The 21,473-nt window shown below is 59.6% G+C and carries 16 protein-coding genes; 3 read left to right on the top strand and 13 right to left on the bottom strand.

What is annotated here, in order from left to right:
• Positions 1 to 144: 144 nt before the first annotated feature.
• The 5 genes from I41_RS11350 to I41_RS11330 form a co-directional block, all read right to left on the bottom strand.
• Positions 145 to 2,145, bottom strand: a complete 2,001-nt coding sequence (locus I41_RS11350; RefSeq protein WP_168206821.1) for a vanadium-dependent haloperoxidase — start codon at positions 2,143 to 2,145, stop codon at positions 145 to 147.
• 222 nt (positions 2,146 to 2,367) lie between these two features.
• The gene (locus I41_RS11345; RefSeq protein WP_145432679.1) at positions 2,368 to 2,760 is read right to left on the bottom strand and encodes a hypothetical protein; all 393 of its coding nucleotides are present in this window, start codon (positions 2,758 to 2,760) and stop codon (positions 2,368 to 2,370) included.
• Between the two features lie 102 nt (positions 2,761 to 2,862).
• Complete coding sequence (locus I41_RS11340; RefSeq protein ID WP_168207181.1) at positions 2,863 to 3,972, bottom strand: DUF1559 family PulG-like putative transporter; 1,110 nt, start codon at positions 3,970 to 3,972, stop codon at positions 2,863 to 2,865.
• A 250-nt stretch (positions 3,973 to 4,222) separates the two neighbouring features.
• On the bottom strand, positions 4,223 to 5,302 hold the full coding sequence (locus tag I41_RS11335) for a hypothetical protein (RefSeq protein ID WP_145432674.1): 1,080 nt from the start codon (positions 5,300 to 5,302) through the stop codon (positions 4,223 to 4,225).
• Between the two features lie 142 nt (positions 5,303 to 5,444).
• On the bottom strand, positions 5,445 to 6,236 hold the full coding sequence (locus I41_RS11330) for a PEP-CTERM sorting domain-containing protein (protein ID WP_145432672.1): 792 nt from the start codon (positions 6,234 to 6,236) through the stop codon (positions 5,445 to 5,447).
• Between the two features lie 984 nt (positions 6,237 to 7,220).
• On the opposite strand from I41_RS11330, the gene I41_RS11325 reads away from it, so the two are divergent.
• Both I41_RS11325 and I41_RS11320 read left to right on the top strand, forming a co-directional pair.
• On the top strand, positions 7,221 to 7,712 hold the full coding sequence (locus I41_RS11325; protein ID WP_210421165.1) for a sigma-70 family RNA polymerase sigma factor: 492 nt from the start codon (positions 7,221 to 7,223) through the stop codon (positions 7,710 to 7,712).
• Positions 7,713 to 7,754: 42 nt separating this feature from the next.
• On the top strand, positions 7,755 to 10,181 hold the full coding sequence (locus tag I41_RS11320; protein ID WP_145432668.1) for a FecR family protein: 2,427 nt from the start codon (positions 7,755 to 7,757) through the stop codon (positions 10,179 to 10,181).
• A gap of 79 nt (positions 10,182 to 10,260) precedes the next feature.
• Here I41_RS11320 and I41_RS11315 read toward each other — a convergent pair whose 3' ends face one another.
• The 3 genes from I41_RS11315 to I41_RS11305 are packed head-to-tail and all read right to left on the bottom strand — an operon-like array spanning position 10,261 to position 13,218.
• Positions 10,261 to 10,488, bottom strand: a complete 228-nt coding sequence (locus I41_RS11315; RefSeq protein WP_145432667.1) for a hypothetical protein — start codon at positions 10,486 to 10,488, stop codon at positions 10,261 to 10,263.
• A 12-nt stretch (positions 10,489 to 10,500) separates the two neighbouring features.
• On the bottom strand, positions 10,501 to 11,883 hold the full coding sequence (locus tag I41_RS11310; RefSeq protein WP_145432665.1) for a hypothetical protein: 1,383 nt from the start codon (positions 11,881 to 11,883) through the stop codon (positions 10,501 to 10,503).
• A 24-nt stretch (positions 11,884 to 11,907) separates the two neighbouring features.
• A complete protein-coding gene (locus I41_RS11305; protein WP_168206820.1) occupies positions 11,908 to 13,218 on the bottom strand; it encodes a dienelactone hydrolase family protein in 1,311 nt (436 codons plus the stop codon).
• 362 nt (positions 13,219 to 13,580) lie between these two features.
• Here I41_RS11305 and I41_RS11300 point away from each other — a divergent pair, with 362 nt between their 5' ends.
• On the top strand, positions 13,581 to 14,726 hold the full coding sequence (locus I41_RS11300) for an alginate lyase family protein (RefSeq protein ID WP_168206819.1): 1,146 nt from the start codon (positions 13,581 to 13,583) through the stop codon (positions 14,724 to 14,726).
• A gap of 205 nt (positions 14,727 to 14,931) precedes the next feature.
• On the opposite strand, the gene I41_RS11295 is transcribed toward I41_RS11300, so the two are convergent.
• The 5 genes from I41_RS11295 to I41_RS11280 form a co-directional block, all read right to left on the bottom strand.
• Complete coding sequence (locus tag I41_RS11295; RefSeq protein WP_168206818.1) at positions 14,932 to 16,626, bottom strand: right-handed parallel beta-helix repeat-containing protein; 1,695 nt, start codon at positions 16,624 to 16,626, stop codon at positions 14,932 to 14,934.
• A gap of 100 nt (positions 16,627 to 16,726) precedes the next feature.
• Entirely contained in the window at positions 16,727 to 17,332 is a 606-nt protein-coding gene (locus I41_RS11290) for a P-type ATPase (RefSeq protein WP_210421164.1), read from the bottom strand.
• Between the two features lie 6 nt (positions 17,333 to 17,338).
• Positions 17,339 to 17,497 (bottom strand): hypothetical protein, encoded by a 159-nt coding sequence (locus I41_RS27700; RefSeq protein ID WP_210421163.1) that lies wholly within the window; start codon positions 17,495 to 17,497, stop codon positions 17,339 to 17,341.
• An 87-nt stretch (positions 17,498 to 17,584) separates the two neighbouring features.
• The gene (locus tag I41_RS11285) at positions 17,585 to 18,658 is read right to left on the bottom strand and encodes an NAD(P)-dependent alcohol dehydrogenase (RefSeq protein WP_246133857.1); all 1,074 of its coding nucleotides are present in this window, start codon (positions 18,656 to 18,658) and stop codon (positions 17,585 to 17,587) included.
• Positions 18,651 to 21,446, bottom strand: a complete 2,796-nt coding sequence (locus tag I41_RS11280) for a cation-translocating P-type ATPase (protein WP_145432656.1) — start codon at positions 21,444 to 21,446, stop codon at positions 18,651 to 18,653. The genes I41_RS11285 and I41_RS11280 overlap by 8 nt, the downstream gene beginning before the upstream one ends.
• Between the last annotated feature and the right edge of the window lie 27 nt (positions 21,447 to 21,473).

The raw sequence follows: 21,473 nt of genomic DNA, 5'->3' as shown, positions 1-21,473 counted from the left end.
TCGACGCCCACAGCATGCCAGATCGGACGGCGGCCCGAGCCGTGCGGCATTGAACCAGTCGGTGGGAGGCTGATAAGCAGCACGGATCGGTTGCGTAAGTACAAATTTCCGCCATGGACTCATCGGTTGTTAGCGTCGTCGCGATTACACCTGTTCGCTGCCACGAGTTAGTAGCGAACGACGACCCAAGCAGGCGAGTACGCCTGCAAGAGTCAACATTCCCATTGTTGACGGCTCCGGGACGGCCACGCCGGAAAAGCATCTGATTGCCATTGCCCAGGCTTCCGGACCCACCAAGTGTCCAATTCGTCTTCCGGCAAAGTCATCTGCTGCTGGATGAATGCCGCCGTACAACCGCGACAGCGACGCCTGATCCGATGCGTCGAAGTACGTGGCGAACTGCAATGTCACAGGCGTGGTCGGCCCGTATTCAAAATCCAATCCAGAGCCCATGGGAATATCGTATTCGAAGATGCCTCCGGGAAAGTAAGGCGTGCCCGTCAACAGCGTCAGGATTTCGGCTCCTGTGCGGCTGTAAGTGGAATGGCCCGACACAAATCCAGGAAAGGGAGGCGTGACAAATCCGTTCAACTGGTATGGCATCCATTCCTCGGCGAGGATCCAACCGACGCCACTGACTTCGGCAGGGTCGTCGAATGGCGCGACGCCGGGGACGGCCCCCTTCCAAGAGCGCACGGCGATCTTTCCTTCGCTGCCGGCCAGGTGGGCGTGACGTTGACCGGGAGCAGTCGTTGCCGCGGTGACGAGTTCCACCAGCCCGTCTTCGAGAGGAAGTCCGTCCGGGTTGTACGAAGGGCCCGTTGGATCGGATGACTGCCCGAGCTGACCCATATAGCGGATAAATGAGATGGGCCGCGACGAGTCGTACGCCCCTTTGTGATTCCAAGCCGCAATGGCCGCGTCGTGTAAGCCCCCGTTGAGCGCGAACATGCTTTTCACATCCCACTCCAAGTCGCTCACTACCGGACCAGCGCCGCCAATTCGCTTCGGGATGCCGAGGGCTTCCATTTTATCCGTGACGTCATTGCGGATCTCATTCCAATGTCCGGGCGGCGCCGTTGATCGCGGACCGTCGGCCCAAAACTCAGCCATGATCCGTCCAAAGTCGCCTTGTTTGACGATTTCCGGCTCGTACGGCAATCCGGTAAATGGATTGAGGGCGTAACCAACCTGTTCGTAACTCTCCGTAAAGGGCGAGTTTGGCGTATTGCCTCGCGTGGCAGGAGATATGTCAATCATCACGCCATCGTTTGGATCGAGCTGCGCAGAAAGACGAATGACTTCAATCGCGTCAGCCTTGAACAGGGCTCCGTTCGGCCGATCGTTCAGGCCCGGCGGAGTTCCCTGATCATGGTAGACGCCGTTGACGCTCCGATCCGCGAGCGTCATCGCGAACGGCGCGACGTCACCCCAAAACGGCGTCAGATTTTTCTGCGTCGATTCGTTGATTGGGCGGCCAAACTGGTCGATGCGGTTCCCCAAAAAATGGAGCGGTTGCCAACGGTTCGGGTCACTCAGCGACGTCCCGGGGTCCTCGAACGTGAGCGGCGGATTGACTGGCTGAAAAATCCCCGGAGGGTTTGCGTAATTGCCTGCTTCATTCGCCCCGTCACTCATTCCGCGGGCGATGACTGTTTGCGCGACGCGATTGCCCAGCGCCGCCGGCGAGTCGCCCAAAGTCGACTTGAAATCGGGATCGTACCCCAAATCAAGCATTTGGGTGCGCAGATTCAGTAACGTCTCCGCTTTGCCCGGGCCGACGCCCGCCGGACCCGTAACGAAGCGATGCAGGATGACGTTGTACGCCGCATAGCTAATCGCCTCGTCGCGGGCGGCCGCAAGGTTGGCGGCGTTCGAAGCCCTTTCGTGATGCGCATATTGCGCCGCAGTGGAATCGAATGCGGCCCAGGAATCATACATCGCTTCGGAGAGCGCGAACAAATTCCGCGCATGGACGGTGGGGCGGGCGGTGTCGATGCTAATCGCGTGAAGCAGATGTTCGTTCCAGATTCGAGCCGCCGTCAACTCGGCGCGAGCGGCGGAAGCTACCGCCATCCAGGCCGCCGCCAGGAGTAACCAGCGCAGGTGCGAGCACATCAGGGTTCGAGCGAGTGTGGCCTTCATCATCGATGCTCATCATCAGGGGGGGCTCATCATCCAAACATGTTACAAGTGGCGTCCAGCCGGCGTTAGACAGTTTGCGCACGCAAGTAACCGCTGACTTCCCTGCGACCGGGAGCCCAGCGGTGCTTGTTCACTATAAGTGTAATCGACCTTTATCGTACTGCTGACACGTCCTCTCACATTAAGCAAGCGATACTCGCTGCGACTGAGTGGCAACGACCGTCATCGTTTGACCTTCGCTGCCGGTTCAACTTCGAACGCCAGATCGTCAGCGTCCTGATCGATAGTCACGTGATACGGGGTAGTTGTGGGACTCGTGTATTTGGCGTCGATCAACGACTTAGAAGACATGGGACTCTCCCATACGGCAAACGTCACATCGTACTTCCCCACGAAAATGCCGTCTCCCGGCTTGCGGGTATAGACTTCGAAGGATCCGTCTTCACGAATATCACCGCTCGCGGCCTTACGAATCTCCGCGGTGGTGTCGGCCGCGGGCAGAAATTGAATCGCGCAGACGCCCCCTTTCGGAGGCGTGCCATCCTTGAACAACACCCTTCCACTGATTTGGGCCGTTTTTGGTCCGCCGCCGCAACCGATAAGAGCGCTGGCCAACGCGAGAACGGCAAAATTCGATCGAACTACCTGCATCGCTGCTGAAGTCTCCTCATCATGAACCGCTTCCCCGCCCTGGCGTCGGCGGCGTTGCGACGCGTTTCATCGTATCGTTGCTTCGGCGTCGGCGCTGCCAATCATGTAGTCCCACGCCGTTCCCCAGGGACCGCCAATGCCGCTCGTTTCGACGTTGTCGCTGAGAAAGCTCACGCTGCCATCGCACATGGCGATGTGAACGCCGCCGGGATGCGAACTCCGCGTCGTTGCTTGGTCGGCCGCGCCGCCGGTAAAACAGTCCATGCACTCCGCCTTTGCCTTTTCCGTACCGCAGACGTCGCTATAGACGTCGTCGGCCGACGGATAACAGGCATTCGGTCCGTTGGCATCGCCTCCTGATCCGAAGATAGCCAGCAGGCTCGAGCCCGCATGGCCCATCGCCCATGTGCCACGGGCATCCTTTTCGCTCAATCCGGCTCGTATCTCGCCGAGCATGATCGTCTTCGTTGTTCCATCGGTAATCTGTTTGAGCGACGCCGAGATATTCGGTCCCATCACGCCGCGCCGCAGGTCGCTTGTCCAGCCATCGTCTGTGGGAAGCGTTCCATTGGCTTCTGGGCCCGCAGTACACGCGGGAATCGTCTCTCCGGGGCGGGCCGAGCAGCCCCCCCCGCCGATGAAGTTGCCGCCGGAGTTGGCTGCGTAGTTGCCGCGCGCCCAGTTATCGCCATGGAAGGTGATCTTTCCGACGTACTTCGCTCGATTGTTGCTGTCGCTCGGGCACAGCAGCACGGGAATTTCCGTGCCGCGGGCCTCGCGATTACGGACGTCGCTCGTCGAGACGCCAGCGCCGTCATTGTTGATCGGAAGCTTTAAATTGAACTTGCTGAAGGTCGCTTGTTGTTCAAGGAACGGCAGCGCATAGATAATCCAGTTCGGCCCATACTCCTTCAGCTGCGTATGGACGTTGGCGCGGTACTGCGCTGCATTGAAACTCATCCCGACAGGAAGTTTCTTGTTCGCGGACTCGTAGTTTAGAACAGCGAGCGCCACGTTCTTTGCGCTGCTTTGGCAATGCGCGCGCCGCGCGGCCTCGCGCGCCGCCTGAACTGCGGGCAACAGCAGCGCCACGAGCACGCCGATGATGGCAATTACCACCAACAATTCAACCAACGTAAATGCCAGGTGCGACCTCCGCAGTCGGAAGCTCTCCATTCGATGCAAATGACGTTGCGACGCCGCCATGCCGATCCCTCGTTACTACTTGAGACACCCCAGGAACTACTGCGATGCATTCGATCTCGTACCCCGGCAGCACGCGTTGTGCGCGGCAAGCCCGTCTGGGGCGAGAGAGCATCGCTCTCCCCCCAGACGGACCACTGCCCCCTGCCAAGCACTCGTCAAAAAGACTTCGTCGATCGATGACCGTCGGCGACTGCCGTTCGGCCATCGGCGCACAGCGGCGTCACGCCCGACGAGAAGCCCACATCGCCGCGATTAACCCGCACGCCGCCAGGATCGCGGTCGACGGCTCGGGAACGCTTGCAATCGCCGCCGGCGCCCCGCCGAATTGCGTCTTCCAAATGGTCAAATCAGCGTCGTTGACCAGGCTGTTGCCATCGGCGTCGCCCGCTTCGTGCGACGTCCCCACGCCGAAATTCTTCTGCCAAATGAGGAAGTCTTGCCCGTCGACGAGGTTGTCGCCGTTAAAGTCAGCGTTCTCGCTGGGCGCCGAACCAACGACGACCGAAAAGTCCTTGAAAATCGCGCCGTCGTCGCCGCCAAAGTAGATCTTCGACGGGTTCGTCGGCCAGCCAATCGTTACGAAACCGCCGTCGTCGAACATGTTCGTCAGCGTGTAGGTGACTGTCGTGGCATCCGCCACAAAAGGTCCGCCAGCGTAGTCAATGTCGATCGCGCCGACCCACTCCTTGGCGGGGGCATTGAACGACATGCGCAATCGATGCGTGCCGGCGTTTGCGCTCAGCAGGCCTGGCGCAGGATTTCCGAGCCAGTCGTTATTGTTTCCCGGCGGCGGGTTCTCCCAATCACCGCTGATGCCATTGACTGAATTGGTCATCAGCTTCTCGTTTTCCGGGCTCATGAAAACGGTCGGCGCGCCGGCGAAATCAGGGACGCCCCATTGCGTAATATTGCCCGAACCCATCCCGAAGAAAACGACGTCGGTCGCCAATGTATCGACCACCACAGTCACTTCGGCGACGTAACTATCGAAGGCGTAATCGTCGATCGTCCGCATGTAATTGCGACCGCCGTCGCCGGCGTACAAGCCGCCGAACGCCGCCCCCGTGGCGCCGAAAGCGACGGTGGGGTCGGAGGAAAAATCCTCCGCTAACCCGGCGATGCTCGCAAATTCCAGTCCTGCGGTAGTCGCAGCGGTTTGAGTCGCCGGCAGCGTCGAGTCGCCCGTAAATCCCGTCAACGAGTTCACGATCGTGCTCGCTGCCGGCGCCGCGGTCGTTAACGAAATACCGACGACGGCGCCCAATCCGGAGCGTAACAGATTTCTGCGAAATAATCTCATGCTTAAAGTACCTCGAGTCGGTGAGCAGCTGCGCGGGCCGGGCGTAACAAACGCCCGGCCTTCGCACCCGCCGTGCTCGTGAACGACGCGTTATGGATTTTGTCGGAGTCATTCCGGACGCGATGTGGCGTCCATCCCATGCTTAGCGCCTGACAACGATTTGACCTCGTCGTCTTGCCAGAGCCGCCAAACCAATCGCAAGCAGCACTCCTGTCGCCGGCTCGGGGATGACAGTCACTTTCAAATCGCGAAACGTCGCCCCGTCGTCTCCCCCGAAAAACACCCGTGACGGCTCGCTGAGAAGACCCGCTAGCCAGCCGTTAGGGCCGTTGAGCGATGTGGTCACGATGGGAAAATTGCTTCCTGCCGGGTCAGCCACAAATGGTCCACCGGCGTAGTCGAGGTCAATTTCGCCAAGCAGCTGACTCGTCGCTTTCGTGTATGTCATCCGAAAACGGTGCGTTCCCGGGGCAAAGCCGGGAATCGTCGAATCGCCGAACGAGTTCGAGTCATTGGCGGTCCGAAAGCGAGTGAACTTATCGTTTCCCGTTTCCGGCCAAAACGAAGCCGACGAAAACTGCGTGCTCCAATCGGGCGTACCGAAAAGCGCTGTTTCACCAGCTCCGATGCCGAAGAAGACCTGTTGATCGTCGGTCGACGTTTGGAAGGTGATTTCGGCAACGACTTTTGACGCTTGGGCAAAGTTGCTGCGGTTCGTGCGCTGGTAAGATCTCCCGCTATCGCCTGGCACGCCCGTTCCAAAGTGGGCTCCCGAGGCGTCGTATACGATGGGATCAACCGCAGAGACGGTGAATGATCCAGCATCAAAGGAAGTGAGCGGATCAGAAACGACGACTCCGCCCTGCACTGATCCCCAAGCGGTCAGTCCCCAAGCAAGGACCGCGAAAGCTTTCGCTGCGATTGTCCACTTCATTAGTACCACCTCCAAAAGCACAAGTTGAAAAACAACGAAGTCCTACCGTGGCTGGCTCGCCTACTAGTGCCAATAAAACTCAATGCGGCCGGTCAAAGCTCTTGCGGAGCAAAGCAGCGGACACACCAGCCCTATCACGATCGCGCGGCAGCGCTACTGCTTCAGCTGGAGCCTAACCTCCAAGCGTGCAGCTTGCGCTTTAAGTAATGCGCTGAGCCGCTTCACACGCACCGGCGAACGCCACTGACGACGAGCAGACGAGCATAAGTGCGACGACTGACATGTTCAGCCAAACAAACCGAACCCAGCATCAGTCGCACATGTAAGGCCGAAAAGCGGTCGACCAAGCCGAAAACGAGGACGGAAAGGAAACGCACTATTGGCCGTTGCCTCCACTTCTTCTGTGCCGCAAACAGATACGGCGACCTGCAGATTTCTGCCCTTCAATTTTCGCATAAATCAAAAATCTCGCAGACAAATTGCCAATGCGCCTAACTCTCCACGATGAAATGACTTGCCAACCTGGCACTTGGTCGAAGGAGCCGTTCAAACCCTCGCGGGATGAGGGCTATTGCTGGCGATGTGGGAAAAAGTTGTCCTTCACAATGCTTTCTCAGTCACATTTGCCCGACAGGCAGGATTAAGTAGTTGAGCGATGTTTGCATCGCCGCATCTGCTCAATTTGGCGCGCAGTGTGCCAATGTGGCGCAAGCGGCATGTCGGAGTCTTTGGCGACGAAGCCTATGGCGGAGCGTCATTTCAGGTAAGTTGTGGCATTGCCCCGAGTGATTTCTTCTTCTCTGCTCGAATGAAGACGCTGCGGAAAGCATCCCGACGGCTGCTCGCTCATATGAGGAGCGACCTGATCTCATCTGTGTTCTGCGTTGTCCTGACTGCACATGAATTCGTGCGAAGAGTACCAGGGCTACCGAAATCTGAGGCTCAACCTTGGCTGGAGACGACCGAATCGCGGAATTCGTCGAGTTGTATTCGCGATACTATCCGCGTTTGCAATATTATCTGATGGCGCTGATGCCCTCGGCCAATGACGCGGCAGACGTCTTGCAAGAGGTGAGTCTGACGCTTTGGAAGAAGTTCGACACGTACGAGCCTAACACTAACTTTTATGCCTGGGCCTGTAAGGTGGCGCGCCTTCAGGCGCTAAAGCATCGTGAACGTCTGGGGAAGTCCGCTAGGCTTATCGACGACGCGATCCTCGAATGCCTGAGCGACGAAGCCAGCAGCGACGAACTCGACCCTGCCGTTTCATTGGACGCGCTGGCCCGCTGTCTCGAGCGATTGTCCGAACGCCATCGAAGTCTGATACGCAAGAGGTATCAACCGGGCGTCAGCGTCAGTGACTTAGCGTTCGAGGCGGGGTGTTCGGCAAACGCACTTTCGAAGCTGCTGGGGAAGATCAGGCGGCGGCTCATGGATTGCGTCGAACGCACCCTGGCCTCCGAGGGGCGTCGCTGAAGCGCCACCCCGTCTGGACCGACCGCATTGAGGGTTTACGAATTGAAAGCCTACGGTGACATGGAACATCGCGACGACCCAAAACATGAGACGGTCGACGAGATAGCTCGCTTGGTCGATGCCGTGGTCGACGGAGTCGTTACCGACGAGCAGAGTCATCGGTTAAACGAACTCCTTGGGCGTAGCGTCGTCGAGCGAAGATGCTACCTTCGCTGCATCGCGATGCACAGCGCACTTAAATCCACCGCTGGCAACCAGGTTGGTCGGCGGATCGAAGAACTGCGTCAAAGATTGGAACGCAATCGAGTCAGCCAGCCCGATCTCTACCCCAGGCTAGTGCTCGGGCGCCGCTCGAGCGCATCGCTGCTGCGCGCGGCCGTCGTATTGTTCGTGGTGTCGCCGCTGGCGCTCTACGTCGCGAGTCGCTCCGACCTGGCGCGCGACCCCGCGGTCGGCGGGATCGTCCAATCCCCGGGGAGTTCGCGGCAGCGTAGCGTGGTGGCCGCCGATCACCCGTCCTCGCTCCTGGACATCGTAAGAGTCGTTCGCATTTCGCCGCAGACTCTATGGTCGCACCCGAATGAATCCTTTGCGATGGACTCGGTGGTTCGCGCCGGGAGTCGACTTCGCATCCTCGAAGGGGAGGTCGAGCTACTCTACGAAAACGGCGTGAACTTGATCCTCATCGGTCCGGTGGACTTCGTATTGCACGAACGAGGAGGAACGCTGCGCCGCGGGGGTCTCATGGCGTCAGTGCCTCAGGCAGGCCACGGCTTTACGATCGACACTCCAAACGGGAAGGTCGTCGATCTGGGGACCGAGTTCGGCGTGATGGTCGATGACTTCGGAGTCTCCGAAGTCAGCGTCTTCAAGGGTATTGTCGAGGCTTTTCCATCACGACCGGATGTTGCCCGCGATGGGAAGATTCAACTGTCCGAAGGAAGCGCGCTGCAGTGGAATAAGGAGATGGTCAAGTCCCTCGAAGCCGACCCCCGGAGGTTACCGGTCACCCTCGCAAGCTACCCTCGCCCGACTTACAGTCACGAGGCGGAGAGCAATGCGATTCCGATCGTGCCGGGCGGGATTATGGCGGACTCAGACTTTTGGACGTCGCTCGGCGAGACGAGTCGCTCCGCCGATGGAGTCGTACTCGAGGGCGCGCCTGTTCAGGAGGAAGTCCCCTACCTTGTCAGCCGCGATCAATTTGATCCGACTGCCGGACCTTTGACGGTAATCTGCGACATCCGCTTTCCGCAGCTCGCGCCCGACGACGTTCCTTCGTTCTCGATTCTGACGCGGTGCGCCGATGATCGATCACAAATGGATCGGAGTTGGCGCGACATCTTATCAACCTGCGTACGTTGCAATTTTAGGTCGGCCAATAACGAGACCGACGGACTGCTTGAGACGTCGACTAAATATGAGCGAGATCGAGAACTTACCAGCATCTCCTGGGGCGGATTTCGCCGGCCGCAACAGGGCGTCGCGTATCGACTAGTCATGCGCGACGACGGGGTCAACGTGAGCTTTGCAGTCTCCCATCGCGAGCAGCAACTTATCGCCAAAACCGTCACCTGCCGGTCGCTCTTCCAAGGGTACAAGAATCACATTGCGATTGAAGGGTGGAAGGGCGGAAAGGTCATCGTGGAGAATGTGCAGATTCATCAGTCGAAGAACGAGGATTTGCCGGCTCGCCGATCCACACGGTTCGACGAGCGCGTCGCGACGAGACGCGAAGCGGAGCAAGAGTCGCGCGCCAACGAACTCTCGAAGCGAATTCCTAGCGACGCAAAGCTTGTCGTGGCAGATGATTTCGACGCGCCACATCTCAATCAGAACCTGTGGTCGGTCCTGGGCGACGTGCACCTCAGCGAAGGAGCGGTCTCGTTGGGTAATGAACGCGATCCCGACCACATCGACACGTTTCATCCGCGTCCCTACTTGCTGTCGCGTAAGGCCTTTGCACCAGAAGAAGGCACGCTATTCGTCCTGGGACGAATTGAGTTCGACGAAAACTACCTCAATGGCTACGGCGGATCGTTTGCAGTCATGTCGCGATGCACCGATCGATACGGCGAGGGGCCCGAGTGGGCCGTGTCAGCACTAAGCCAGGGGATCCGCTGCAATCTCTGGCCAGCGGCGACACGCGCCGATCACAACATCGAGATCCATGAGAAAACGGGTCCCAACTCGCTGACCTTCCTGCGAGGAAGCGGCTTGAAAGTCGACCGCACGTCGCGCTGTTACTTCTTCCTCATGGAGGATTCCGGAGGCCGAGCGAACATCACGTTTCAGAATATCGCCGATCCCGCGATTTCTCAGACGATAGCATGCGACACCAGCGACGCCGCTCCCCGCTCGGGTCTCATCGGCTTTGAGAGTTGCTGGGGTTCACGCGTCATTTTGGACGATATTCAAGTATTTCAACGACCGGGAAATCCGACGTCCGATAATAGAACGCCGCAATAGCCCGTTGCCTTGAGCGATGAGTCGCCTTTTCGATGAATCGAAGCGTGCAATTGACGCAGATCTTACCTGCGAGGAGCTTCTATCCAGGTAAGTAACGCGCGTAGGTCCACCCAGCGGCAAGGTTGTGTACTTTGATTTCGCTGAATTGGCCGGTGATATTACCCCCTACGCGAAATAGCTTCATCACGTCATCTGCCGACGGCGCGAATCCATCGATGAAGATGAGGTTAAGCGTCGCACCACGCACAATCAGCAGGCTCGAGCGAAAGGCGATCGCCCGGCTCGCTCGAGTCTGGCAGGAGCACATGAAGTGGGATTCTTAAGGCAGCAACCGCACCCGCGCGTAGCTGATCGTCGTCGGAACGCCTGCGCGCTCTCCTAGCATCTCTAGCGTGTTCGAAGGGGGCGAGCCGCCGCGGACCGTAGTAGTGAAATAGCTGATAAACGGACTCTTCAATGGCAGCCTCGCTGGCGCACCAACGGCGCCGTCTGCTCTCATCTCGACGACACGGTTCTCGGATACGGGCGTTCCATCTGGTTCGACACCCTTAGCCAAATACACAACGAACAAACGATGGTCCGGAGTCACGTGGAATCGCGGTGCAGAACCAATAATCCCCGGCGTCGCTTCCGTGGACTCCAGTAACGTTCGGCGTTCGAGAATTCGCCCGTCGCGAACGCGCGCATAGTTCACAGAGTGACTTTGGGGAACTCCCGGAAAGAATTTGTCTCGAAGTCGTTCGTCGATGGCCCGTTCCGTCCACACTAAATGGGCCTCGCCATTGGGGGCAAGCCACAAGTCCCCCGGAGAAATCCCGCCGCACGTCTTGTCGCGGCTGGAGATTTCGATCCAGTCGGCAAAAGGCTTTTTGGCGATGTCGGCGGTCCAGGTGTAGAACAAACGTCGAAAATCGTAATCCCAGTCAAGCCCGGTCAACTCGCGCTTATATTCGCGCCACGCCCGATTCGGCTCGACGATGTCGCTGACCCCAACAAAATGGACCTGTCGATCGAGTAATGCCACATTGGGGTAGCAAACGCGGATCGGTTGAGGAGTTTCATATTCCGCGCCCCACGGCCACTGCAGCTTGCCCTGAGAGCTCCACCGACCTCCCCGGTCGAAAAAGGTCCATTCAGCGTGGGTATAGCCGATGTTCTGGAACAACACCAATTCTCCGCTCGCCCCGTCCGCGGCGAAGCTGCGATACGAATGCTCGGAGAATGGCGGACGCTCTCGCCAGCGCGGCGTCACGGAGGCGGGCGGCGCCTCAGGCTCGTGCGCGCTAAACTTCAGCACATCGGGGCGCGTCGGACCCCCGCCCGGCTGCGGACCGGCGTCGATCGCCGGATTTACCGATAAGTAAACGCGTCCGTCGGCGAAGGCGGCCATTGGCGCCGGCTCGCGAGTGCGGCCTTCGCTGTCAACCCGTACCCGCTCCCATCCCGTCGCCCGGCGAACGAACAGCATCCAACGACAGTTGTTCAACGGCTTCGCGTCGGGCACGACTTCCAGACCGCTGGCGAAGAGTTGATCGCCCGAGCGTACCAGACAGGTCGAGCCGGCGCACCACATCGGCCCAGCGCCGTTCTGAGCGTCGGCGTAGCGGTAGACCTCCTCTTCGATCTCGACCTGAGGGGTAAGCGCCTCTGCCTGGCAGATGCCTGCGGCCCCAATTGCCAATACGGCAAGTATCCATCGCATGTGACGTGATCCGTAAAGAGAAAGCTAGATCCAGCGCTTCAGCCAATCCCAAGCTTCGGTTTGCATCGCCTCGTTAAACTCGTGGGGAGAGTCATACAGCCGGGTACGGCAGCGGTCCGGGACGCCGGCTTTGCAATAGCATGCGTGAAGCTTCTCAAAACTTGCTTTGACTCCATCCTGTTGAAACAGCGCGTCCTGGGCGCCATTGATCACCAACAGCGGGGTAGGCGCCGCAAGCGCCGCGACGTCAGGATAGTCGAGATAGCGATAAAGACCAGGCACGACCTTGGTGTGGCCGATCGTGTTCTTTATGTGATTCTTGAGTTGGTGCGGAAACGACGCCATCCAGCCGACGACGACCGCAGTTCGAAGACGTTCATCCAGCGCGGCAAGATGACACGCGCGCAGACCGCCCACAGACAGGCCGACGCAGCCTATACGCAGCCTGTCCACATCGGGGCGAGTCACAAGATAGTCGACCGTACGAATATCGTCCCAGAACATCACTCCAGGCCACGTGAAACCGGCGGCGTAAATGGTGCGCCCCACGAGCGACTCATACTGGCTGGCGCGAGAATGAAAAGCGTCGATCCGCTCGCGCGACAGCGCGTTAGAGCGCTCCAGCCAGTCCTGCGGATCGCCGTCTAGCAGCATACGCCGCTCGCCCCAGTAGAACATGTCGATAACGACGACCAAGTATCCGAGTCGGACTAGTTCTACGCCGACGCTCTTTCCGCCGTAATGCTGTCGCCGGAACTCGGCAAGCCGAGGGTGTTCGTTCGGCGTCTCCACGATCTTTTCCTTTCCCCACATGTAGAAAGCGCCATGATCATGGAGTGCAATCACCGTGGGGAACGGTGGCGGCGAGTTCTTCGGCACGAGCACGAACGCTGGCACGCGAATATCGGGCGCCGTACTGAAGAGTACTCTTTCTCGAAAATAGTCGCCGCAGTCTTCGCGTTCGACCGTCTCTCCCTGAGGGTCGCAGGGAGGCGGAGCATAGTGCAATAGCTCCAGGAGCTTCGCTCGCGCTACAGACTTCCAGCGTTCCGCGTCATTGAACTCGGGATTCAGGAATGAGAGCGGAAATTGCCCCTCGACCGCCTGTCGCTGGATGAAGGGAAACAGTGAGCCAACGTCCGATCCTGTCGGCGGCGGAACCGCGAGCTCGCCTTCAGCGATGGCAGCCGCGGCCAGATCGAACTGCCCGGCCAGGAGCGCCCCCAAGCCCCCGGTCGTCGTTGCACCAAGGAAACGACGACGACTTGGACGTGACCAAGTGGCGCCGCCGTCCTCCTGCCCAATGCTGCGAACTGCTTCTGAGGTTCCGTCCAAGTCAGGTTTTGTTTCAAATTCGTCGGGACCCAAACCGTATCACCCCCTTCCTTAAGACTTTCGACGACTCGTTCGCCGCTTAAACTTCTTCTCTGGTCCTCAGCGAAGTTGTCGACCACGCGGCTACCAAGGCAACCCCGCGGCAATTCAATTATAACGTGTGTCGGACATTTAGCGCTGACAGTCAGTTCGAACGGTCTCGCGGAGTTTCGGCACGCTGTTTAGTTTTTGCCGTCAACGACTATCCTGCGCGGAGCGCCACGGAGCGATCGACTCGGCAAGTCGACGCGTTCATTCAATTCGACCTCGCTAGGGGCAGTTTCTGCCAGCTTCTCATGAAGGCTCCAAATCGAACGACCAAGTTGAACGATCTACTTGCGGTGCTCGTGGCGCTCGGCATATCGGCGGCCTCCGCGTCGGCCATGGACTTCGTTCATCCTGGCGCGCTCAATTCCAAAGCAGAACTCGACTTCGTGAAGGCCAAGATTCTAGCAGGCGCTCAGCCCTGGAAAGGGGAGTTCGATCGGATGAGGAGTTCGAGCTTCGCAACTCGACGCCCGCATGGGCGGGCCAACGTCAACTCCAGCAGTGAGGACGCCAACGAGTCGAGAGATGACGCCATCGCAGCCTATACTCAGGCGCTGCTGTGGTACTTTACGGACGACGAGACGTACGCCAAGCGTTCGATCGCCATCCTCAACTCGTGGTCGGGACTAGAAGGCTTCACTGCCGGCTCCGACCAAGATCGACTACAGGCCGGTTGGATCGGAGCGGTCATGGCGCCGGCCGCCGAAATCATGCGATGCTATCCTGGCTGGACGGCGAGCGAGATCGGGAAGCTCCAATCCATGTTCACTCGTGCGTTTTATCCTCAATTGAATACGGCAAGCTATTGGAACGGAAACGTTGATCTGACCCAAATTGACGCCATGATGTCGATCGCCGTCTTCAACGATGACGAAGGGGAGTTCAACCGAGGTCTCGATCGCCTAAGGGTCCGGAACCCCGCCTACTTTTACCTGACTTCCGACGGCTCTCGGCCCAAGCGGATTGCCGGCGACGGAGGCAATCCAGAGAAGTTTTGGTCGAATCCCTCGAAGTGGATCGATGGCCTGACCCAAGAAACCTGTCGAGACGGCGGGCACCACTCCCAGTTTGGGCTCGGATCGGCTCTCCATGCCGCCGAAGTTGCTTGGCACCAGGGCGTGGACGTCTATACCGAAAACGAGCAACGATACACGCTCGCGATGGAACTGATGGCAACTCAATTGCTAACTGGCTCAATGCAAGGCGCTTGCAGTAACGATACGCCATCTCCCGACCGGTACGATACCTGGGAGGTGGGCTACAACCACTACCACAACCGGGCTGGGCTCGAGTTGCCGAACACTCAAAAGTTAATCGTCGAGCAGATCCGTCCGAGAGCTCCAAGGGCCGTTTGTAACTTGGTCTACGAAACGCTGACCCATGCCGATCTCCCAAAACTCCGAGCCGTCGTCAAACACTAGCTCCTCGGCGTCGCAGCAGCAAAGCGCCGGGCTACCGTGACCAGCAGTGGCCAGCGTCGGAGTGGGCCGCCAACCAGGCATCGGGAAGCAACGTCGTGGCCGCTGGCATATCGTGTGAAACCTGAATCATGAGATCGCAACCTTAGGCGATCGGCTCGACTCACGCTCCGCTTGCAATGTTTGACGGCAGATTGCCTCGATAGAGTTAGTTCTTCCATTCGCTCAGCCAAAGCACTGGCGGAACCGCAGACGGCAAAAGACTGCCAAGCGACTTCTTTTGAGCTCCCGAGCGGTATCGGTGCGCCGGTTGAGACTCTTTAGGCGGCGCACCAACCCGCGAGAAGGCGTCGCGCGCTCCAACGACTGCCACCCAGCCCGCTATCAACAGCATCCAAACGGATGGCTCCGGGACCGCGATTAGCCGTCCAGATGAGGCGCCGAAGTTCGCCGCCCAGGCAATGAGCTGCTCCGTCCCAATCACAACGCTCGTGGGATCGTTCGGAAGCGATCCCGCAGCGTTGCCGACATCGCGCTGCCACACTAAGAAATCTTCGCCGTCGACGACTCCGTCGTCGTCGTAGTCCCCATTGAGGCCCAGGATTGCGGCTGGATCGATCAAGATAGCTTGAGAGAATGCCGGCAAGAGAAGCGTCGACGTCGGAATGTCCGCCAACGTCCAAGCGCCGAGAAGTGGATTGACGCTTAGCGGGCGGAACGATGCGTTCGCGCCGACGCTAGCCTGCCGCATCGACTGCAGCCCGGTCACGTCGACCGATTGTGGCGTCGAGTTCGCGTTCACTATCCACTTGCCCCAAGAAAAACTCCAGACTTGGGGACCATCGGTCGAAGCGGCGGGACCGACCCCGTAAGAGCCGCCCGTCTCTGGCGCGGGAAGGGTCGGCGTGGAGCCGGCCGTGGTGGGGTTCGCCAAGTTGAGCCACTGGTTTCCGGCAAACGTGTACGTATTGGGGAGCGTCTCCGGACCGACGTTGACTGCCGTGCTGAACTCCGAGGCGTTGTCGTTGTACACGATGCGATTGTCTTGCAATACTCCGTTCTGGGTGTCAACGATCGGCAGCCCGCGATTCTCATTCAATATGCGCGCGACCCACTGCCCCGGTCGGCTCACGACATTGTGATGGAACACGCCGCCGTCGATATTCACCCATGAGAACGACGAAGAGCCCCCGATGATCACGTTTCCTTCAGCAACGATCTGGTCCGCTTCATAGCCCGAGTCGCCGTCGACGAACCGAAAAAACGGCGTGTCGGTGGAACCGCCTGCCTGAACTGCCCGACCTGAACCTCGCGGCAAGTCAATCCGATTCGCCCGAAACGTGATCTCCTTGGAGCCTCCTTTGGGCTGCAGCGTCGTACCAGCGTTATCTGCGTTCGTGTGAATGAAACTCGAATTCTGAATCAGCCCGCGGTGACAGCCCACCATATCGACGGCGCTGCCGCCGATTCCCCAGTTGAGCACTTGGACATTTTCAATTAAGAAATCATTGACGCCCGAAAGCTTGATGCCGTCGTGGTTGCCGGCCGTGACGATGTCACGAACGGCGATGTTCCGCAGGATCAGGTTCACGGTAGGCGTGTCGAACGTGCCGCCGTCGTCGATGTTCAGACCGTTGTCGACCTGATGGCGAAACACAAGGTCAGAGATCGTTACGTTCGAAGCATCACTCAGTTGGATCCCATTGCTTCCGCCGTCAATGACTGCCGGATTCGCTGAGTCGGCGCCGCGGATTGTTACTCCCGCCAAATTGGCGCGATAATGCCCGCCGCCATACACTCCCGGCTGCAAGATGATCTGATCCCCGGCGCCGGCCGCAGCCAGCGCCGCTGAAAACTGGGCGGTCGTCGAGACGACTCGCTCGACGCCAACGGCATGGCTCACGCCAAGCGATGCGACGCAACACGTCAAACCCATCATTCTGAGGAGACAGCAAAGCATGCAACTATTGTAACGCAACGACGCAAGTCGATGATTCAACAAATTACGATGACTGCGTCGGTGCATTCGTGCCGACTCGATCGGATTGGTCGTCGGCAGGAGCGGCGGAGCGCATAACCTGCAGTATTTTTGCATAGCGCGAGTCGGCCGCCGGACGGGTCGCTCGGATGGTCAGTGCAAACTCCCCGTTGATCGCTCCGGAGATCACTTCCGAGCCTAGCATCTTGGCCATCTGAAACGCGTCGCCGGTAAGAAACGACTCATCCATGATGCCGCAGCCTTCAGTGACAACTCCGTCCACCGGGCAAATGTCGTGAGGAAAGATGACGAGCGTATCGCCGACAGCCACCTCGCTAAGGGAAACGTCGACCACCTGCCCGTCTTGACGCCGATGGCCGATTGACGGCATTCGTTGCGCAAGCGCGCGCAGCACCGATGAGGCGCTGCGGACGGCGTAGCTTTCCAGAGCCTCACCGCCTGACCGCATGAGCACGACCAGTGCGCCTGCCAGATACTCCACGAGTATGGCGGCGGTCACGATCGAGATGCCCGCCAGGAGGTCCGAACCGAATTCTCGTTTCGCAACCTTTTTAAGCAATTCAAAGACAAGCGGAATTCCCCCGAACGCCAGCACGATCCACAAGGGCATGAGGTACTACGGACTTTCCGCGCCGATGCCGTAGCGGAGAATCAAATGCACCGCGATCCCCGTCATCGAGACCCCGGCGATGATCAACATCCCTCGGTTATTCCAGAAGGCAATCAGCTTCGACTGCGGCCCCTCGGGCGTCGCGGGGTCCATCAGTAGTTTCATCGGTTAAGAAAGCGGAGACTCACCGCCAACCATTCGTCGTTACGCCGACGGTCAGCGATACGGACCACTCGTTGTCACGTCGAGCCGCTAGGCAAACGAGATCAGCGGCTTAATCATTCCATCCTCTTTGGTCTGCATCATCTTGAACGCCTTTTCGATGTCATCGAATGAGAATCTGTGCGTTGTCAGCGCGAGCGGATCGACCCGCCCCGTTTCGATCAGGCGCAGCAGTCGGCCCATTCGCTCCGACCCGCCAGGGCACAACGCGGTATGGATGGTCTTATCGCCCATCCCCACGCCCCAAGCGACTCGCGGGATAGGCACGCTGTCGCCATCGCCGTGGTAACCGATATTGGAGACGGCGCCGCCTGGGCGCGTGACAGCCACGCACGCGGCAAACGTTTGCGCCGAGCCGAGGGCTTCGATCGCCGAGTCGACGCCTTTGCCATCCGTGAGTTTCAGGATAGCCTCAACGGGGTCTTCCTTGCTGAAGTCGACGACTACGTCGCAGCCATACTTCATCGCCAGCGCGACTCGGTTTGGCGCGGACTCCACTCCGACGACCAGCCCGGCGCCACGGAGGCGAGCGCCAACGGTCGCCATCAATCCGACCGGGCCTTGCGAGAAAATTGCGACGCTACCGCCGATAGGAATACTGGCGCGCTCAGCCCCCACAAATCCGGTCGAGAGCATGTCGCAGCAGTATGCTGCCTGTTCATCGCTGAGGCCGTCGGGTATCGGTGCGAGGTTGGCCGCAGCATTGTTAACGTGGAAGTATTCGGCAAAGCTACCATCCTTGAGGTTGGCGAACTTCCACCCGCCGAGCATTCCACCGCACTGGCTGGGGTAGCCGCGCTGGCAATTGTCGCACGCGTAGCATGGCGTGATCGCGTTGACTGCGACGCGCTGTCCGACTTGGAACAGGCCGCTAGAGGCCGCTAGCTCTCCCAGCTCGTGGATCACGCCGACGGCCTCGTGCCCAAGCGTCAGGCCTTGGCGGTCGCCGATGGCGCCCGCCACCGTGTGGGTGTCGGACGTGCAGATCAGTGCAGCCGTCGTACGGATAATGGCGTCGCTCGGTCCAGGGCGCGGGATCGGCTTGTCCATCACGCCGACGCGGCCAATACCGTGCATCACGAAACACTTCATCATTTCAGGCATGGGAGATTCCTCGACTTCGGGCGGCGACTCGCTGGACCAACTTGACCAACTCGACCACGGCTACAGGCAGTAGCGAGCATAAGGCGATCACCCACCAGTCCGACCTGCTGGGTACGGACGTATGGAGGACGTCTTGCAGCAGGGGCAGGTAGACAGCTGCCGCCTGCAGCATCAGACAAATCCCCACGGCCGCCCATAGCCAACTGTTGGTGAACAGCCGACCGGTGAACGCTGACCGCCTTTGGGATCGCGCGTTGAAGACGTGGACGACCTGAGCGATGGCTAGCGTCATAAACGCCATCGTGGTCGCTTGGCGCAGGCCGTCTCCATCAGTCCCGTACCAGTGCATGCCGACTCCAAAGGCGAGGAGCGTCGCCGCGGCAAGCAGCGACGCTTGCCACGCAATGAGGCGGACAAAATGAAACGTGAGCAACGACTCATGTTGATCGCGCGGCAGGCGTTGCATCACGTTCGGCGACGATGGCTCGAGAGCCAACGCGAACGCCGGGAAGACGTCGGTAATCAAGTTAAGCCACAAAATCTGAAGTGCGACCAGCGGCAGCGGCCACCCGATCATTAGCGCGAGAAATACGGTGAGAATTTCCGACAAGTTGCACGACAGCAAATAATGGAGAAACCGCAGAATGTTTCCGTAGATAATCCGTCCCTGCTCGACCGCCCCCACAATGCTGGCAAAATTATCGTCAGTGATCACCATGTCGGCGTTTTCTTTGGCGACCTCAGTCCCCTTGATCCCCATCGCGATGCCAATATCCGCCTGCTTCAAGGCCGGAGCATCGTTCACCCCGTCGCCGGTCATGGCGACGACGTGCCCCTGTTCCTGCAGCGCTTCAACGATCTGCAACTTGTGTTCGGGCGAAACACGGGCGAACACGGCGGCGTCGGCCACCGCCCGTTGCCAGCCCGCGTCGTCCAAAGCAGTTAACTCGCGACCATGGACGGCGCGCAACGGGCGCCCATTGAGATCGCGGTCAATGTCCAGCTGACGCGCGATCTCGGCCGCTGTCGGCTGCTGGTCGCCGGTAATCATCACCGTGCGAATCCCAGCCGAGCGGCACGTGGCGATCGCGGACTTAGCTTCTTCTCGCAGCGGATCGCTCATGCCGACGAGGCCGACAAAGACTAGCTCTCGGTCGAAGTCTTCCTTTTCGTAGCCCTCGGGAAGTTCGCGATACGCCAGCCCCAGGACGCGCAGGGCCGCCCCTGCCAATTCCTGGTTCCTCTCCTGCCAGCGCCGGTTGTCGTCCGGCTTGAGGGACGTTATTCCGCTCCGCCCAACTTGCGCGACGCTCGCGGCGAGAAGCGTCGCCGGCGCGCCTTTGACAAACGCCAATGTCCGACTTTGCGGCCCTCGATGCACCGTCACCATGCGCTTGGTGGCGCCGTTGAACGGCAGTTCGCTGATGCGCGGAAAATCGGCGGCGAGGTCGGCCTGCTTCATCCCAGCCTTTTCGGCAACGACAATTAAGGCCGCCTCGGTCGGGTCGCCCAGTACGACGTCTCGGCCGTCAGTACGTTCCACTTTCGCATCGTTGCACAACATGCCAATCCGCAGCGCAAGGGCGAGGTTCTCGTCAGTACGCTGGTCCACCGATTCGTCGGCTACCCGAAAGACGCCCACCGGCTCGTATCCCGCGCCGGTCACGTCGATACGACGATTGTCCAGAGCGTAGACGCACGCCGTCATCTCGTTCTTGGTCAATGTTCCCGTCTTGTCCGTACAGATGACCGTGACGGAGCCTAGAGTTTCGACGGCGGGAAGGCGCCGAATGAGCGCCCGCATGCGGGCCATGCGCTGCATCCCCAGCGCCAGCGTCATGGTCGTCACGGCAGGCAGTCCTTCGGGCACGGCAGCAATGGCCAACGAGAGGCCGATCTCCAGCATGTGCCAAAAGTCGGTGACGCCGCGCAGCCAGCCTGCGACCACGATGACGGCGCACAGCGCCAGCACGACGACGATGAGCAGACGACCGAGTCGCGCCAGCTTCTGTTCTAGCGGCGTGGCGCGAGTGGTTGCGTCGTCGATGAGGACGCCTATCTTGCCCACCTCCGTCTGGGCGCCGGTGGCGGTCACGAGCAGCCGGCCGCGACCGTCAGTAATCGTTGTCCCCAGGAAGGCCATATTGCAGCGATCTCCGAGTGCGGCCTCCTGATCGGTCAACGCCTCGGATGATTTGGTCACTGCGTGAGATTCGCCGGTCAGCGCCGCCTCCTCAATCTGCAGACGCACGCTCTCGACGATCCGGCCGTCAGCGGGGACACGCGCCCCCGCAGCCAGGACGACCAAATCGCCTGGCGCCAACTCCGCCGCGGGAATCTGTCTTTCCGTACCGTCTCGTATGACATGAGCAACTCGCACCGACTGTTCTTGCAGTGCGGACAGCGCCTGCTCTGCCTTCCATTCAGTGAAGAAACCGATCCCAGCGTTGAGGACGATGACGACAAGGATGGCGACCGCCTCCATTTCGTCGCCCATCGCGAAGGCGATTGCCGTCGCCGCGATGAGCAAAGCGACAATCAGACTGTGGAACTGTGCTCGGAGGATCGATAGGGTCGAGCGCTGCCGTGCCTGCGCCAAGACATTGGGGCCATGCTGAGCGAGCCTCCGAAGCGCCTCCGCCTGAGTGAGCCCATGCATGTCATCCGCATGGAGCCGCGCGAATACTTCCGCCAGCGGCAGCGTATGCCACGACTCTAGTTCCGTTATGGAACAGAGTTCCTCGTTGGATCGCGAGTTTTCCAGGCGTGCCTTCGCTTCGCGTTCCAACTGCTCTCCTGACTTCCCGCTTTTCGA

The organism is Lacipirellula limnantheis (assembly GCF_007746075.1).
Classification (GTDB): domain Bacteria; phylum Planctomycetota; class Planctomycetia; order Pirellulales; family Lacipirellulaceae; genus Lacipirellula; species Lacipirellula limnantheis.
This window is presented reverse-complemented; position numbering and strand designations above follow the sequence as displayed.

What these genes read in the sequence shown, in the direction of transcription:
- I41_RS11310 (WP_145432665.1), bottom strand. Translation starts at nt 11,883, where the DNA reads ATGCGATGGATACTTGCCGTATTGGCAATTGGGGCCGCAGGCATCTGC.
- I41_RS11350 (WP_168206821.1), bottom strand. Translation starts at nt 2,145, where the DNA reads ATGAAGGCCACACTCGCTCGAACCCTGATGTGCTCGCACCTGCGCTGG.
- I41_RS11340 (WP_168207181.1), bottom strand. Translation starts at nt 3,972, where the DNA reads ATGGAGAGCTTCCGACTGCGGAGGTCGCACCTGGCATTTACGTTGGTT.
- I41_RS27700 (WP_210421163.1), bottom strand. Translation starts at nt 17,497, where the DNA reads ATGAAACTACTGATGGACCCCGCGACGCCCGAGGGGCCGCAGTCGAAG.
- I41_RS11330 (WP_145432672.1), bottom strand. Translation starts at nt 6,236, where the DNA reads ATGAAGTGGACAATCGCAGCGAAAGCTTTCGCGGTCCTTGCTTGGGGA.
- I41_RS11285 (WP_246133857.1), bottom strand. Translation starts at nt 18,658, where the DNA reads ATGCCTGAAATGATGAAGTGTTTCGTGATGCACGGTATTGGCCGCGTC.
- I41_RS11335 (WP_145432674.1), bottom strand. Translation starts at nt 5,302, where the DNA reads ATGAGATTATTTCGCAGAAATCTGTTACGCTCCGGATTGGGCGCCGTC.
- I41_RS11315 (WP_145432667.1), bottom strand. Translation starts at nt 10,488, where the DNA reads ATGTGCTCCTGCCAGACTCGAGCGAGCCGGGCGATCGCCTTTCGCTCG.
- I41_RS11290 (WP_210421164.1), bottom strand. Translation starts at nt 17,332, where the DNA reads ATGCCCTTGTGGATCGTGCTGGCGTTCGGGGGAATTCCGCTTGTCTTT.